Source organism: Nocardioides maradonensis (assembly GCF_054777115.1).
In genome coordinates, this window is sequence record NZ_BAAHAZ010000004.1 from 91585 (window position 1) to 106585 (window position 15001).

The 15001-nt window shown below is 70.9% G+C and carries 15 protein-coding genes; 7 read left to right on the top strand and 8 right to left on the bottom strand.

Annotation, left to right across the window (positions count from 1 at the left end; genetic code table 11):
- Positions 1–2: 2 nt before the first annotated feature.
- Positions 3–1547 carry an FMN-binding glutamate synthase family protein gene (locus ACYVAQ_RS05640; protein WP_460787504.1) on the top strand — a complete coding sequence of 515 codons (1545 nt, stop codon included), beginning with the start codon at positions 3–5 and terminating at the stop codon, positions 1545–1547.
- Here ACYVAQ_RS05640 and ACYVAQ_RS05645 read toward each other — a convergent pair.
- On the bottom strand, positions 1525–2271 hold the full coding sequence (locus ACYVAQ_RS05645) for a winged helix-turn-helix transcriptional regulator (RefSeq protein WP_460787505.1): 747 nt from the start codon (positions 2269–2271) through the stop codon (positions 1525–1527). The genes ACYVAQ_RS05640 and ACYVAQ_RS05645 overlap by 23 nt on opposite strands.
- Before the next feature lie 129 nt (positions 2272–2400).
- Here ACYVAQ_RS05645 and ACYVAQ_RS05650 point away from each other — a divergent pair, with 129 nt between their 5' ends.
- Positions 2401–2673, top strand: coding sequence for a MoaD/ThiS family protein (locus ACYVAQ_RS05650; protein ID WP_460787506.1), 273 nt, complete (start codon positions 2401–2403; stop codon positions 2671–2673).
- 38 nt (positions 2674–2711) lie between these two features.
- Here the strand turns inward: ACYVAQ_RS05650 and ACYVAQ_RS05655 are convergent, their stop codons facing one another.
- From ACYVAQ_RS05655 to ACYVAQ_RS05665, 3 genes are all read right to left on the bottom strand, one after another.
- Positions 2712–3416: a sugar transferase gene (locus tag ACYVAQ_RS05655; RefSeq protein WP_460787507.1), complete on the bottom strand. Its 705-nt coding sequence runs from the start codon at positions 3414–3416 to the stop codon at positions 2712–2714.
- Between the two features lie 208 nt (positions 3417–3624).
- Positions 3625–4815, bottom strand: coding sequence for a glycosyltransferase family 4 protein (locus ACYVAQ_RS05660; protein ID WP_460787508.1), 1191 nt, complete (start codon positions 4813–4815; stop codon positions 3625–3627).
- A gap of 6 nt (positions 4816–4821) precedes the next feature.
- Positions 4822–5805: an NAD-dependent epimerase/dehydratase family protein gene (locus tag ACYVAQ_RS05665; protein WP_460787509.1), complete on the bottom strand. Its 984-nt coding sequence runs from the start codon at positions 5803–5805 to the stop codon at positions 4822–4824.
- A gap of 190 nt (positions 5806–5995) precedes the next feature.
- Between ACYVAQ_RS05665 and ACYVAQ_RS05670 the strand changes: the two genes are divergently transcribed.
- The gene (locus tag ACYVAQ_RS05670; protein ID WP_460787510.1) at positions 5996–6958 is read left to right on the top strand and encodes a GDP-mannose 4,6-dehydratase; all 963 of its coding nucleotides are present in this window, start codon (positions 5996–5998) and stop codon (positions 6956–6958) included.
- Here ACYVAQ_RS05670 and ACYVAQ_RS05675 read toward each other — a convergent pair.
- Positions 6949–8055 carry a glycosyltransferase gene (locus tag ACYVAQ_RS05675; RefSeq protein WP_460787511.1) on the bottom strand — a complete coding sequence of 369 codons (1107 nt, stop codon included), beginning with the start codon at positions 8053–8055 and terminating at the stop codon, positions 6949–6951. The two genes, ACYVAQ_RS05670 and ACYVAQ_RS05675, sit on opposite strands and share 10 nt — an antisense overlap.
- A 43-nt stretch (positions 8056–8098) precedes the next feature.
- Between ACYVAQ_RS05675 and gmd the strand changes: the two genes are divergently transcribed.
- Genes gmd through ACYVAQ_RS05695 form a run of 4 tightly spaced genes read left to right on the top strand, consistent with a single transcriptional unit; the run spans position 8099 to position 12384 of the window.
- Positions 8099–9076 (top strand): GDP-mannose 4,6-dehydratase, encoded by a 978-nt coding sequence (gene gmd / locus ACYVAQ_RS05680; RefSeq protein WP_460787512.1) that lies wholly within the window; start codon positions 8099–8101, stop codon positions 9074–9076.
- Positions 9077–9081: 5 nt separating this feature from the next.
- Entirely contained in the window at positions 9082–10356 is a 1275-nt protein-coding gene (locus ACYVAQ_RS05685) for an O-antigen ligase family protein (protein ID WP_460787514.1), read from the top strand.
- Positions 10353–11369 (top strand): glycosyltransferase family A protein, encoded by a 1017-nt coding sequence (locus ACYVAQ_RS05690; protein ID WP_460787515.1) that lies wholly within the window; start codon positions 10353–10355, stop codon positions 11367–11369. Before ACYVAQ_RS05685 ends, ACYVAQ_RS05690 begins: the two co-directional genes overlap by 4 nt.
- Positions 11362–12384 (top strand): hypothetical protein, encoded by a 1023-nt coding sequence (locus ACYVAQ_RS05695; RefSeq protein WP_460787516.1) that lies wholly within the window; start codon positions 11362–11364, stop codon positions 12382–12384. The genes ACYVAQ_RS05690 and ACYVAQ_RS05695 overlap by 8 nt, the downstream gene beginning before the upstream one ends.
- A 30-nt stretch (positions 12385–12414) precedes the next feature.
- Here ACYVAQ_RS05695 and ACYVAQ_RS05700 read toward each other — a convergent pair whose 3' ends face one another.
- From ACYVAQ_RS05700 to ACYVAQ_RS05710, 3 genes are read right to left on the bottom strand one after another with little or no spacing between them, the layout of a single operon-like run.
- Positions 12415–13308, bottom strand: a complete 894-nt coding sequence (locus tag ACYVAQ_RS05700; RefSeq protein ID WP_460787517.1) for a class I SAM-dependent methyltransferase — start codon at positions 13306–13308, stop codon at positions 12415–12417.
- Complete coding sequence (locus ACYVAQ_RS05705; RefSeq protein ID WP_460787518.1) at positions 13305–14060, bottom strand: hypothetical protein; 756 nt, start codon at positions 14058–14060, stop codon at positions 13305–13307. The genes ACYVAQ_RS05700 and ACYVAQ_RS05705 overlap by 4 nt, the downstream gene beginning before the upstream one ends.
- Entirely contained in the window at positions 14060–14950 is an 891-nt protein-coding gene (locus ACYVAQ_RS05710) for a hypothetical protein (protein ID WP_460787519.1), read from the bottom strand. The genes ACYVAQ_RS05705 and ACYVAQ_RS05710 overlap by 1 nt, the downstream gene beginning before the upstream one ends.
- Between the last annotated feature and the right edge of the window lie 51 nt (positions 14951–15001).

Genomic DNA, 15001 nt, shown 5'->3' on the forward strand with positions numbered 1-15001 from the left:
CCATGAAGCTGAGCCACATGGTGGGCGGGGCTGCTGTTGCCCTGGGGGCCGTCGCCGTGCGCGACCTGACGCAGAAGAAGCACGCGCTGCAGCGCAACTTCCCGGTGCTCGGGCACGCGCGCTACTGGCTGGAGACGATCGGGCCGGAGCTGCGGCAGTACATCGTCACCTCCAACGAGGAGGAGCGGCCGTTCAGCCGGGACCAGCGCACGTGGATCTACGCGTCGAGCAAGGAGCAGAACAACTACTTCGGCTTCGGCACCGACGTCGACGTCGAGCACACCCAGGGGCACGCCTACATCAAGCAGCGCACCTTCGCGGAGTCGCTGCCCGACGACCACGACGCGAACTGGAGCCTCCCGAGCGCGAAGGTGCTGGGCGGCCCGCGGAAGAGGGCGAAGGCGTTCCGGCCCGACTCCGTGGTCAACGTCAGCGCGATGAGCTTCGGCTCGCTCTCGAGCGCCGCGATCACCGCGCTCAACAAGGGCGCGGCCGCGGCCGGCTGCCTGCACAACACCGGCGAGGGCGCGATCTCGCCGTACCACCGCAACGGCGCCGACCTCATCATGCAGATCGGCACGGCCTACTTCGGCTGCCGCGACGAGCACGGCAACTTCTCCCTCGACCGGCTCAAGGAGTCGATCGCGAGCGCGCCGGTGCGTGCCCTGGAGATCAAGCTGTCCCAGGGGGCCAAGCCCGGCCTCGGCGGCCTGCTGCCGGCCGCCAAGATCACCCAGGAGATCGCGGACATCCGCGGCATCCCGCTGGGCAAGGACTGCGCGTCCCCGTCGCGGCACACCGCCTTCCACGACGTCGACTCCATGCTCGACTTCGTCGAGATGCTCGCGACCGAGACCGGCCTGCCGGTCGGCGTGAAGTCCGCCGTGGGCAACGGCGACTTCTGGCTCGAGCTGGCGCGGATGATGGCCACCGACGACCGGGGCGTCGACTTCGTGACCATCGACGGGGGCGAGGGCGGCACCGGTGCGGCGCCGCTGATCTTCGCCGACTCGGTGTCCCTGCCGTTCCGGATGGGATTCTCCCGTGCGTACGGCGCCTTCGCCGAGCTGGGTCTGACCGACGAGCTCACCTTCATCGGCTCGGGGAAGCTCGGTCTCCCCGACAACGCGGTGGTGGCGTTCGCGCTCGGTGCCGACATGGTCAACGTGGCACGCGAGGCGATGCTGTCGATCGGCTGCATCCAGTCGCAGAAGTGCCACACCGACCACTGCCCGACCGGCGTCGCGACCCAGAACCCCTGGCTGGTGCGGGGGCTCGACCCGGTGTCCAAGGCCGAGCGGTGCTCGATCTACCTGCGCTCGCTGCGCAAGGAGCTGACCCGGGTCTCGGCCGCCGTCGGTGTCGCCCACCCGGCGCTCATCACCACCGCCGACGTCGACATCTTCAATGGGGACTACGACGCGCGGTCGCTGGCCGGTGTCTACGGCTACAAGGACGGCTGGGGCGAGCTCGGGCCGGCGCTCAAGGCCGACCTGCTGTCCCTGATGAACACCAAGGGCGAGTTCAACGAAGCGGAACCTGCGTAGCCGTCTCGCCGACCTGCGCGGCGTCGGCCTCGGCGCCCTTCTCCTTGCTGGGGAGGACGAAGCGGTAGCCGACGTTGCGCACGGTGCCGATCAGCATCTCGTTCTCGGGGCCGAGCTTGGCCCGCAGACGACGGACGTGGACGTCGACGGTACGGGTGCCACCGAAGTAGTCGTAGCCCCACACCTCCTGCAGCAGCTGCTGGCGGCTGAACACCCGGCCCGGGTGCTGGGCCAGGAACTTCAGGAGCTCGAACTCCTTGAAGGTCAGGTCGAGCACGCGTCCACCCACCTTCGCGGTGTACGTCGCGTCGTCGACCACGACCTCGCCGGAGCGGATCACGTGGGCGTCGGGGTCGGCGGCGTTCCGCTCGGCGGCGAGCTTGCCGATCGCGAGCCGGATCCGCGCCTCCAGCTCGGCGGGGCCCGCGGTGTGCAGGACGACGTCGTCCATGCCCCAGTCGTGCGCGACGACGGACAGGCCGCCCTCGGTGACGACGAGGAGGACCGGGGCGTCGCTGCCCGTCGTACGGATCAGGCGGGTGAGGTCGCGGGCGCCGGCGAGGTCCTGGCGGCCGTCCACCAGCAGCAGGTCGGCGTCCGGGGCCTCGAGCAGCGCCGCGCCCTCCGCGGGCAGGATCTTGACGTGGTGGGGCAGCAGCGCGAGCGAGGGCAGCACCTCGGCGGAGGGCTGCAGGGCGCTGGTCAGGAGCAGGAGGTGACTCATGAGCTTCTCCTCACCGGTGTGCGTCGTGTGAGCACACCGAGTCGGGTCCGAAACACCCCGTTGAGCTCCGGTCGATCAATTGCACGGCAGGATATCGGACAGGTGAACGCGCCGGGAAGGAAAAGCAGAGTGAGTGAGACGCAGGTCATCCGCGCCCGCTACTGGGCGGCGGCGCGTGCTGCGGCCGGTACGCCGGAGGAGGAGGTCGCGGTCGAGGGACCCATCACGCTCGCGGACCTCCGTGCCGAGCTGGTACGCCGGCACGACGGCCGTCTTGCCGAGGTGCTGGCCGTCTGCTCGGTCCTGGTGGGCGACCGGCCGGTGCGGTCGGTCGATCCCGCGGGCGTGCTGGTCGAGGCGGGGGAGACCGTCGAGTTCCTGCCGCCGTTCGCGGGTGGCTGAGCGCCACCCGCGAACCGGCGTCGGTGAACCGTGCGGTCTCAGGCGACGGCGTCGGCGTCCGCGGCGTAGGCGGACGGCGCGGTCTCGTGGGTGTGCACGACCTGCGGGCGGGCACGGACCAGGGCGAGCGCCTGCTCGTAGGTCATCGGGCTCTTCAGGCGCAGCACGATCAGCACCGTGTAGAGCAGGATGAGGAAGTCGGTCGAGAGCCGGTAGTGGTGACCGGCCATCTCGTCGTACGCCTCCTCGAGGGAGAGGCGCTGGTTGTCCGTCAGCGACTCGCGCCCGACGAGCTGCGGGAGACCGGTCAGCCCGGCCCGCTCGTGCGTCCACCGCTGGTCGAGGTCCGGGTGCTGCTCGAGCAGGCACTCACGGACGAGGTCGGTGAGCGGACGGGGTCCGACGATCGTCATCTCGCCGGTGAGGACGTGGAGCAGCTGAGGGAGCTCGGTGAAGCCGACCCGCTCGAGGAACCGGCCCACCCGCGTGTACAGCGGCGAGTTCGCCGGGGTGTTGAGGAAGCGACCCGCCTCCACCGGCGAGGTGTACTTGCTCGCGTCCCGGATCATCACCCGGAACTTCGCCATGGTGATCACGTCGTGAGGGCTCACCCACCTCCGCGACCGGTAGAACACCGGACGCCCGGAGAGGACCAGCACGGCCAGTGCGCACAGACCCACGACGGGGACCCAGGCAATCGTGGCGAGGCTGACGACGAGGACATCAAAGAGGCGTTTCTTCACGAACGACTACCTCCAACCCGAAATGTCAGTCCCGATACCGACGTGCGTGAAATCGACCAGGTGTTACCAGTGCGACCCCCCGCGCCTTCCTCAACGAGAGACCAGGGAGCGAGTAACGGTCCTCGGCGAGAAAGTTTTTACTGCGGGGCACAGTCAAGCGGTCCCAGGGACCTTTGTCCCAAGAACGGTGAAAATCAGCGCGAGCAGATCACCGCGCGGACGCGGTGAGCAGCGCCTCGAACCGATCGGCACACCGGGGGAGGGCGAACTCCTGCTCGGCGAGGGCGCGCGAGGACGCCCCCACCTTGTCCTGCCGCTCGCGGTCGGCGAGCATGCCCGCGGTCCACACCGCGGCGGCGTCCAGCTCCTCGTCGTCCGGCGCGACGACGCGTCCCCCGGAGCGCACGATGAGATCGGCCGCGAGGTTCTCGGCCGGCAGCAGGCCGAGGATCGGGCGCCCGGCGCACAGGTAGGACAAGGTCTTCGACGGCACCGAGAAGGCGCCGGCCTGCTTGTCGAGGAGGACCGCGAGCACGTCGCCGGTCCCGAGCACCTCGGGCAGGCGCTCGTAGGGCTGGAACGGCAGCAGCGTGACCGGTACGTCGAGCAGCCGCGCCTCGGCCGCGATGGCATCGGCCGCGGGGCCGGTGTTGACCACCACGAGGCGCACCTGCTGCCCGCGGTCGATGACCTTGCGGGCGAGGCGTACGAGCAGCACCGGGTTGTGCTTGAGGCCGAGGGTTCCCGAGTAGAGCAGCGTCGGGACGTCGACGAGGTCGTGCTCGGCCGCCCAGTCGTTCTTGCGCTCCACCGGGAAGATCTCGTCCAGCGGCGCCCAGTTCGGGATCACGGTGACCTTGTCCGCGGTGCCCCACTTCTCGTGGACGGGCACGAACGACGGCGAGATCACCACGATGGCGCGGGCCCGCCGTGCGCAGAAGCGCTCGGCGATCTCGAACACGGCCGCGACCACGGCGAACCGCTTCGGCAGCTTCGTGCCGCTGAAGGAGCGCACCGCCACGGCGTACACGTCCTGGTGCCAGAGGACCCACGGACGCCGCAGGACCATCGCCGCGATCGTGAAGATCACCAGGGTCGGGATCTGCACGTTCGCCAGCATGGTGATGTCGGGGTCCACCCGGCGTACGTGCCGGACCAGCTCGAAGCCACGGATGATCTCGCGCTTGAGGCGGTCGAGCATCCGCATGTTCTCGATGGGCTTGTCGCCACCGATCCCCTCGAAGGTGATCGTCTCGCCGGGCTCGGCCTGCAGCCTGCCCTTGCCGGACACGTAGCCGGCGACGTAGGAGTGGGTGACGGTGTGTCCGCGCCGGGCGAGCTCCCGGCTGAGCTCGGCCTGGAACGGGTGGCCGCTGTGGTCGTGGACGAGGATGCGCACCGAGGCTCAGCCGTGGGCGCGCTTGACCTGGTCGAAGACCCAGGCGTAGGTCTTCGCCATGCCGTCCTGCAGGCTGATCGACGGCTCCCAGCCGAAGACCCGCTGGATCTCGGTGTTGTCGGAGTTGCGTCCCCGGACGCCCTGCGGCGCGTCGAGCTGGTAGGTGCGGGTGCACTTGATGCCCGCGATCTCCTCGACGATCGAGTAGAGCTGGTTGATCGTCACGAGCTCGGCGGAGCCGAGGTTGATCGGCTCGAGGTGGTCGCTGCCCAGGATCATCTGGGAGCCCTTCACGCAGTCGTCGATGTACATGAAGCTGCGGGTCTGCTCGCCGTCACCCCAGATGTCGAGGTGGTGGTTGCCGGAGATGACCGCCTCGGCGATCTTGCGGCACACCGCGGCCGGCGCCTTCTCGCGCCCACCGGTCCAGGTGCCCTCGGGGCCGTAGACGTTGTGGTAGCGCGCGACACGGGTCTGCAGCCCGAAGTCCTCGCGGAAGTGGCGGGCCATCCGCTCGGTGAAGAGCTTCTCCCAGCCGTAGCCGTCCTCGGGCATCGCCGGGTAGGCGTCGGACTCCTTGAGGGCCGTGATGTCGGGGTCGGTCTGCTTGTCGGCGGCGTACACGCACGCGGACGAGGAGTAGAAGTACCGCTCCACGTCGTGCTTCTGCGCGGCCTGCAGCATGTGGGTGCTGGTGAGCACCGTCAGCATGCACAGCGCTTTGTTGTTCTCGATGAAGCCCATGCCGCCCATGTCCGCGGCCAGCATGTAGACCTCACGCGCACCCTTGGTGGCGGCCTCTGCCTGGTCGAGCAGGGACAGGTCGCCGACGGCGTTCTGTGCGTCGGGGTGCACCTGGTACCACTCGTCCATCGGCTTCACGTCCACCGCGCGGACGGACTTGCCCTGGGCCAGCAGGTCGGCCACCAGGTGGCCGCCGATGAATCCGCCACCGCCCGCGACGAGAACGTCGACATTGCCCGTGGTCATGGGAGCTCCTCAATCGATCTGCTGTTTCGGTATGCCCCCCAGCACGCGGCATCAACGACGTCGATCCCGATTTGTCACGCGGCTGGCCGAGCCCACCCTTCGGCGTGTCGGGCACACCTTAACGGGTGGTCTGGACCGATGGGTGCCGGTCCTGGCGGAGCGGTCTCCGGATCTTCGTAGACTCCCGGTCGTGGACCCCCGACCGACGGTGCTGATCACCGGAGCCGCCGGCCAGGACGGCATCTACCTGGCGCGCTCGCTGCTCGCGGACGGTCGACGGGTCGTCGGCACGCTGTCGCCGTACGGCGACGGAGCGGACCGTACGTCGCTCTACGCGCCCGGCCTCGAGACCGTCGTGCTCGACGTGCGCGACCAGGCGGCGCTGGCCGCTCTCGTCGCCGAGCTGGAGCCGGCCGAGATCTACAACCTGGCGGGCGTGTCGTCGGTGGCGCGCAGCTGGGAGGAGCCCGAGCTCACCTTCGCGTCCAACACCGCGCCGGTGGCCACGCTGGTCGCCGCGTGCCGGGAGCTGGGGGCACGCGGCACGCAGGCCCGGTTGTTCCAGGCGTCCTCGGCCGAGGCTGCCGGCGGCGCCAGCCCGTACGCCCGCTCGAAGGCCGAGGCGGCCGCACTGGTCGCGGCGGCTCGCGAGGAGCACGGCCTGTTCGCGGTGGTCGCGACCCTGTTCAACCACGAGAGCCCGCTGCGCGCCGAGCGGTTCGTGACGCGGAAGATCACCACGGGCGCGGCGGCCATCGCGCTCGGGCGCGCCGAGTCGCTCGAGCTGGGCAACCTGGACGTCACCCGCGACTGGGGGTACGCCGGCGACTTCGTCGAGGCGATGCGGCTGATGCTCGCGTGCGACGAGCCCGTGGACCTCGAGATCGGCACAGGTGTGGGCCACACCCTGCGGGACCTGGTCGAGACGGCGTTCGCGGCCGCCGGTGTCACCGATGTGTGGGCCCGGGTCACCTCGTCGGCCGGTCTGATCCGGCCCGCGGACCTGCCGGCCACCGTGGCCGATCCGGGCCCGGCCCGGACGACGATCGGGTGGAAGGCGAGCGTCGGCTTCGAGGAGCTGGTCGCGCGGATGGTGGAGGTCGACCTGGCGCGGTTGCGCACCGGGGTCGCCGAGGCGGTCGCCTACCTCTGAGCGGGCCGGGGCGCCAGGCCCCGGCGTACGACCTCGGCGGTACGCCGCCAGGTGAACGCCTCCGCGAACGCCTGACCGGCACGGCGCTGCTCGTCGGTGGTCGCGATCGCCCGTCGGTAGGCGTCGGCCAGCGCGTCGGGCGTCATCGCGGTCGCGACGGCGGCGTGGCCACCGGTCACCTCGCGCAGCGCGGCGTCGTCGGAGACGACGGTCGGGATCCCGAGCCGGAGCGCCTCGGCGGCCGGCAGGCCGAAGCCCTCGAAGTCGGACGGGAAGATCACCAGGCCGGCGTCCACGAAGCAGCGCTGGAACGCGTCGTCGTCGAGCCACGGCATCAGCGTGATGCGCTCGGACATGCCGAGTCGCTCCACCTGGGTCGCCGCCGCCGCGCGGTCCGCGGAGCCCATGCCGACCAGGCGCAGGTGCCAGGCCTGCCCCGAGCCTGTCGAAGGGTCGGTCGCGCAGAACCGGGCCCAGCCCTCGATCACCGCGTCGGCGTTCTTGTTGGCGAAGTGCCCGAACGCCAGCGCGTACGGCGCCTCCTCGGCGGCATCGGCCGATCGCTCGGGCCAGGCGTCGGCATGGTCGGAGCCCAGCACCGCGGCGGTGGCGCGACCCGCCCAGCGGGGGTGCAGCGACGCGAGGTCGCTCCTGGTCCGCTCCGAGATCGTGAAGATCGCCTGCGAGCGCTCCATGCTCCACGCCCAGGACAGGTTGCGCGCGACGCGGGTCGCCCGCGAGAACTGGTGCGGGCGGAGCTCGTGGCGGAGGTCGTAGAGGATCAGGCCGCGTCGCGCGCGCGTCCCTGCCAGGCCGGATGCGGGCACTCCCTCGAGGACGGCGTCGGCTCCCAGGCGGCGTGCCGCTCGGCGTACCGCCCCCGAGCGGAGCCAGATCTTCCCGGCCGCACCGGGGATCCGGGTCCTGAGCGGGACGACGGAGGCGCCCGGCGGAGGCGTGAACGCCGGGCCGTCGGGGCCGGTGAGGATGGTGATCCGATCCTCGTGGGGCAGCCGTGTCCACCCGTCGAGAAGGTGCTCCACCACGATCCCCGCGCTTCCCGACTGAACGGCGACCGCGTCGACAACCAGATGCACGGCGCCGACGTTAGCGCCCGGTCCGGTGGTCTACTCTTCCGGCGTGACCAAGAGCGCCCTCATCACCGGTGTCACCGGTCAGGACGGTTCCTACCTCGCCGAGCTGCTGCTGAGCAAGGGCTACGAGGTGCACGGCCTGGTCCGTCGGTCGTCGACGCTCAACCGAAGCCGCATCGACCACCTGCACCAGGACTCCCGTCTGCACCTGCACTACGGGGACCTGACCGACGGGGTCAGCCTGGTCAACCTGATCCGCGAGCTCGAGCCGCACGAGGTCTACAACCTCGGCGCGCAGTCGCACGTCAAGGTCTCGTTCGAGGTGCCGGAGTACACCGCCGACGCCGACGCCACCGGCACCCTGCGCATGCTCGAGGCCATCCGCGCCGCCGGGCTGGAGACCCGCTTCTACCAGGCCTCCACGTCGGAGATGTTCGGCGCGACGCCGCCGCCGCAGAAGGAGACGACCGCCTTCTACCCGCGTTCGCCGTACGGCGCCGCGAAGCTCTACTCGCACTGGGTGACGGTGAACTACCGCGAGGCGTACGACATGTTCGCCGTGTCCGGGATCCTCTTCAACCACGAGTCGCCGCGTCGCGGCGAGAGCTTCGTGACCCGCAAGATCACGCTCGGTGTCGCGGCGATCAAGCTCGGCATCACCGACCACCTCACCCTCGGCAACCTCGAGGCGATCCGGGACTGGGGCTACGCCAAGGAGTACGTCGAGGGCATGTGGCGGATGCTGCAGCACGACGAGCCCCAGGACTACGTCCTCGCGACCGGCATCGGCACGACCGTGCGCGAGTTCTGCGAGTACGCCTTCTCGGCCGTCGGCCTCGACTGGGAGGACCACGTCCGCTACGACAAGGCCTACGAGCGGCCGACCGAGGTCGACGCGCTCATCGGCGACTTCTCGAAGGCGCGCGACGTGCTCGGCTGGACGCCGCAGACGGACGCCAAGGGCCTGGCTTCGCTCATGGTGGACGCCGACATCGAGCAGATGAGCCGTCTGATCGGTCAGTGACGTCGATGGAGACCCGTCTGGTGACCGTGGTCGCCGTCCTCGCAGCCGCCCTCCTCGGCGCTGCGGTGACGACCGGCACGGCGGTCGCGGTCGTGGTCGCCATCCTCGCGCTCGGGCTCGCCGCCCTCGCGACGCTCGGTCCTCGGCGCCTGGGCGTCGCCGCCCTCGGCGGCTCGTTCGCCACCGCGCCGATGTACCGCGGCATCGGTTCGCTGGGGCCGATCACCCCGACCGACGGCCTGCTGTTCATCGGGCTGGCCCTCCTGCTGCCGGTGGCGATCCGCCGCCGCGTCGAGGCGCCGGGGATGCTCGTCGTACCGACGCTCGTGCTCGCGGTGCTCGGCATGGTGGCGTCGGTCGTCGCCAACCCCGCGCCCGCGGCGAGCATCGTGTACGTCGTCCAGTGGCTGATCGTCTTCAGCGTGCTGCCGATGTTCCTGCTCGTCCTGAAGCCGTCGGGCCGGCTGGTCGACGGTCTGCTCTGGTGCTACATCGCCGGTCAGATGGCGAGCACCCTGAAGGCCCTCGCCATGGGAGCCGCGGCGAACGGCCGCTACCAGGGCTTCGCCCACCACTCCAACGACTTCGGCCTCGCCGGCTCGGTCGCCGCGGTCGCCGTGCTGTACCTGCTGCCGCGCTACCGCAACGTGTGGGTGCGGGTGCTGCTCCTCGGCCTGGGTGCGGCCTCGCTCTACTCGATCGTGATGAGCGGCAGCCGTGGCTCCACGCTCGCCGTCGCGGTCGTGATCCTCTTCGTCCCGATCGTCGAGCGGTCCGGTGTATGGGCCGTCCTCCTGACCGCGTGCGGAGCACTGGGCCTCGCCCTGCTCCCGTTCGTCACGCAGGTGGGCGGCGCCGGCGGGTCGCTGTCCCGGCTCTCCGGCGACGCCACGGCCGCCGCCTCGGACAGCGAGCGCACCCAGGCGCTGGCCGAGGGCTGGCACCGCTTCCTCAGCTCGCCGTTCCTCGGGTCGGGTCTCGATCCGCTGGTCGGCGAGTACCACAACCTCTTCCTCGAGGTCGCGATCGCCGTGGGCGTCGTCGGGCTCGGCGCCTACCTGGTCATCTGCTACCTCGTCGCGCGCCCGCTGTTCACCACCCACCCGCAGCGACGGCTGTCCTACCTGGCCTGGCTCTTCATCATCTCGGGGATCACCTTCCCGGGCCTGGTCGACCGCACCATCCTGGTGCCGATGTCGCTGGCGATCCTCGCGGTCGTGCCCGTCCGGGAGACGGACGAGCCGGCCGTCGTGGGCGACGAAGCGGCCGCGCTGCCATGACCGCTGTCGTGCTGATCGGGTTCAACCGCCCCCGGCACACCGCGCGCACGCTGGAGGCGATCGCCGCGGCGCGGCCGGAGCAGCTGTTCCTCGTGGCGGACGGGCCGCGTCCGGGACGGCCCGACGACACCGCGGCCTGCGCCGAGGTGCGCGCGGTCATGGACGCGGTGGACTGGCCGTGCGAGGTCCACCGTCGCTACAGCGAGGTGAACCTGGGCTGTGAGGGCAACGTGGAGACCGGGCTCGACTGGGTCTTCGGCCAGGTCGACGAGGCGATCATCTTCGAGGACGACTGCGTCGCCGACCCCACCTTCTTCGCGTACGCCGCCGAGCTGCTCGAGCGCTACCGCGACGACCACCGCGTCTGGCAGGTCGCCGGCAACGCGCACGGTGTTCCGGCGTCGTGCTTCGGCGGCGACAGCTACCGGTTCGCCGCCTGGGCGAGCGTCTGGGGCTGGGCGACCTGGGCGGATCGCTGGCAGCGGCACCGCGCCGTCTTCCCGCGCGACCACCGGGGTCCCTCTGGTGACGCGCCGGTGCGCACGGTGCCCGCGGACCCGCGCCCCGAGCTGCTCGTGACCCGCAGCGGGCGCGCGCACTTCGCGGAGGCGGCGACGTCCGCGGACGTCGTACGCCACGGCTGGGACAAGCACTGGTGGCTGACGATGATGACCGAGGGAGCGCTGGCGGCGACCCCCGCGGTGAACATGGTCCAGAACGTCGGGTTCGGCGCGGACGCCACGCACGGCGTCTTCGAGCGCGAGACCGAGCCGGCGCTGCCGATGCCCCTGCCGCTGCGCCACCCCGCGGCCGTCGCGCTCGACGTGGAGGTCGAGCGGGACCTCGAGCTGCTGCTCGCGCGGGTCGGCGGACGCACCGTCGAGGCCGCGCGCCGGATGGTCACCAACCCGCGGCTGCGCAGCGTGGGCCGCAAGGTCCTGCACAGCGACGCCATGGCGCGGGCCACCCGGCTCGCGTCCCGCATCACCGACCGAGGAGCCCCCCGTGACTGACGTCCCGGTTGTCCTGATCGCGTTCAACCGCCCGCGCGTCACGGCTCGCGTGCTCGACGCGTTCCGGGAGGTGAAGCCGAGCCGGCTGTTCGTCATCGCCGACGGCCCGCGACCCGGCAACGCCGAGGACGCGCAGCGCTGCGCCGAGGTGCGGGCGCTCATCGACGGCATCGACTGGGACTGCCAGGTCGAGAGCCGGTACGCCGAGAGCAACATCGGCCTCGAGGCGAACGTGGAGCTCGGCCTGGACTGGGTGTTCAGCCAGGTCGACCGTGCCATCGTCTTCGAGGACGACTGCATCCCCGACCCGTCCTTCTTCCGCTTCTGCGACGAGCTCCTCGACCGCTATGCCGAGGACAAGCGGGTCTGGATGATCGCGGGCGACAAGAAGCTGGTCCCGTTCGACACCTTCAAGGGCCGCAGCTACGGCTTCAGCACGTGGACGAGCGTGTGGGGCTGGGCGACCTGGGCCGACCGCTGGCAGGCCCACCGCGCGGTGTTCCCGCGCCAGCACGAAGGTGCCGCGGAGCGCGCCGGCCAGCTGCCCCGCACGGCCGACGCCGTCCGCACCGAGCCCGCACCGCCTCACCCCGCGGCCCTGGCCACCGAGGCCGGCCGGCGGCACTTCCTCAAGGTCTCGCAGACCGTCAACGGCGACCACTACGGCTGGGACCACCACCTGTGGGTGACGATCATCAGCCGCGCGGGCCTGAGCGTCACGCCCTCGCTCTACCTCGTCGAGAACGACGGCTTCGGTCCGGACGCGACGCACACCCGCGCGAACCGCACGCCGCGGCCGGCGCAGGAGATGGCCTTCCCGCTCGTGCACCCGCCCGAGGTGGCGGTCGACCTCGACATCGAGCGGGAGCTGGAGCTGATCCTGCTGCGCATCGACGGCGGCATCTCCCGGATCGCCAAGCAGATCGTCCGGCCGCTCTGGCTGCGCAAGATCGTGCGCCGGATCATCACCCAGAAGCACGTGTGGAAGGTCGTCAGCAGGCTCGTCGCCCGCTGACCCCACAACGCCCTTCTCGCGGGTCGGTCGTCAGGCCTTGCGTGCCTTCACGTCCAGGATGATCCGCGGTGCGAGCGGGCTGTGCACCACGCGGTCCATCGCCTTCGCCGCCGGGCCGAGCGCCCATGCCGGCGGTCGCAGCGAGGCGAGGTAGGCCTCGGAGGTCAGCGAGTAGCGCGCCTGCGGCGACACGTCGATGTCGGTGAAGCCGTGCCGCTCCAGGAGGGCGGTGATCGACTGCGGCGTGTGCAGGATGCGGTGGTGGCCGGCCAAGCGGCGGTCCGAGAGACGCGCGACGCGTCCGCGGGTGGCGGTCTTGGCGCCGATGAGGACGCGATCGGCGAAGGTGCGGTGAGGGGTCTGCAGGAAGAGCAGGCCGCCGGGCTTCAGGATCCGGGCCGCGCCGGAGACCATGCCCTCGCCGTCGGCGGTGTGCGCCAGCACGCACCACATGGTCACCGCATCGACGGGCGCCGGGTCCTCCAGAGCGTTGAGGTCGCCGAGGTCCAGGTCGATCCCGTAGCGCCGCTGGGCGACGATGATCGCGCCCTCGAGGATGTCGTTGCCGCCCACGTCGAAGCCGTACTCGTCCCTCGCCAGCGCCAGGAACTCGCCGTCGCCGGCGCCGAGGTCGTAGACGCGGGGCTTCTCGATCCCCTGCAGCTCCTCGCGGAGCCAGGCGAGCTGCTTGTGCCACTCGCCGGTCCCGACCGACTCCCGCTTGTTGGCGACCCAGGTGTCGACGTAGTCCTCGGGCAGGTCCTCGAGGGTGAAGGTGGCCGGCGGCATCGGGGCGTTGACGAGCCAGGCGGCACCGCAGTCCTGGCAGGTCACGACGACGTGTCCGGTGTCGTGCGACTCGGGTCCGCGTCGGACGCGGGTCGACGCGCAGGCCGGGCAGCTGCGGTCGTCCTGCTCGCTCATCGGGTCGTCTCCTCGGGGGTCGGGATCGGGTGTGCTGCGAGGTGGTCGCGGACGAGGGCGCGGACCGCGGCCCGCCCGGCGTCGTTGGTGTGGCAGCCGTCGTAGGTCAGCGCGGCGGGGAGCCGGCCCTGGTCGTCGGCCAGCGCGGGGCGCAGGTCGAGGACGGTGATGCGGGGGTCGTCCGGCACCGCCGCGACGAGCGTCTCGGTGAGCCAGCGGTGCGCCGCGGTGCGGGCCTCGATGTCACCGGCGATCGGGAACATCACGTGGTCGGCGATCTCGTCGCTCGGCGGGGGCGGCGTGACGAGGACGATGCGTCCGGCGTTCATGCTGTCGGCGAGCCCGATCGCCTGCTCGACGTACTGCTTGACCCAGGTGGTGTCCAGGTCCGCGCCCGCGCGGGGCAGGTGGCAGCGGACGTCGATCTCGCCGAACACGAAGAAGCAGGTGAGACGGCGGGTCGTCGGCAGCCGTCCGAGTCGACGCGCATGGATCCGTACGACGCTGGGGAACCCCTTCGTGGCGATGGAGTGCATGATCCGCGGCCCCAGGTGCCACACGAACTGGTCGCGCCGGGTCGAGCCCATGAAGAACGGGAACTTCTCGGTGTTGAGCAGCACCGCGTGCGAGTCACCGATCCACAGCTCGCCCGTCCGGCCCGACCCGATGCTCCCGAACAGGCGCGCGGCGCCGATCGCCCGGACCGTCTTCCAGCCGGTACGCCGGACGACCTTCTCCACCGTGGGATGCATCAGGAGGTGGCGTCCCAGACGGGAACGGCGTCCGCGACCGTGGTGCGGGCGCCCGTCACCACGTCGACCAGCGGCAGGTCGCCGATGACGCGGAGGCGGTCGGCGACGCTGCGCATCCGGGCCAGGGAGCCGTCGGGGTTGCGCGACGTCAGGTAGCGGCCCGGCCGGAACCCCTGCTCCGCGGTGAGCGACGGGAGGTCGCCGGCCGCCTCGTCGAGCACGAAGAAGGCGTTCACGCCGTTGCTGGAGCAGCCGACGAAGCGGTAGCCGCGGGACGTCGCGTGGTGGACCAGCGCGCCGATCGAGGCACCGAAGTACGTCTGGGAGTAGTGCTTCTCGCTGTTCACGAACGACGGGTCGTACGGCACGGTCACCGCTGCGGTCGGGCCGAACAGGGCGTTGTACTCCGCGACCAGGATCGTGGGCCGGACGGCGGTGATGGCGTCGAGCAGCCAGTAGTCGACGCCGTCGACGTCCATGGACAACAGGCCGATGTCGCCGGAGAGCCCGTTGTCGGTGATGAGGGCGTTGACGTTGTCGGTGGTCACGAAGGCGCTCACGGGCTCCACGTCGTGGCGCCAGGCGAGGCCGGAGCTGGTGATGAACCGGACGTGGTCGTCGCCGCCGTTGATCGCGAGGCCGCGCCAGTTGTCGTTCTCCACGAGGAAGCGGGTGTTGGACTCGCTGTAGTCGCCGGTCCCGATCTCCACGAAGGTGGTGTGAGCCGGCTTCGCCGTACGGATCAGGTGCTGGAGGATCCCGTCCTCGCCGTACTGGGAGAAGACGGTGAACTCGGCGTCGACGAGCGTCGCGGGCGCCGGGCGCACGTCCATCAGGTGCACCTCGAGACGCCCGATGGCGGCGCGCAGCTGATCCTGCTCGTGCCTCATGCGCCGGAAGATCTGACGGGCGACAGGAGCCTCCGTGAGCTGTCGCAGCGA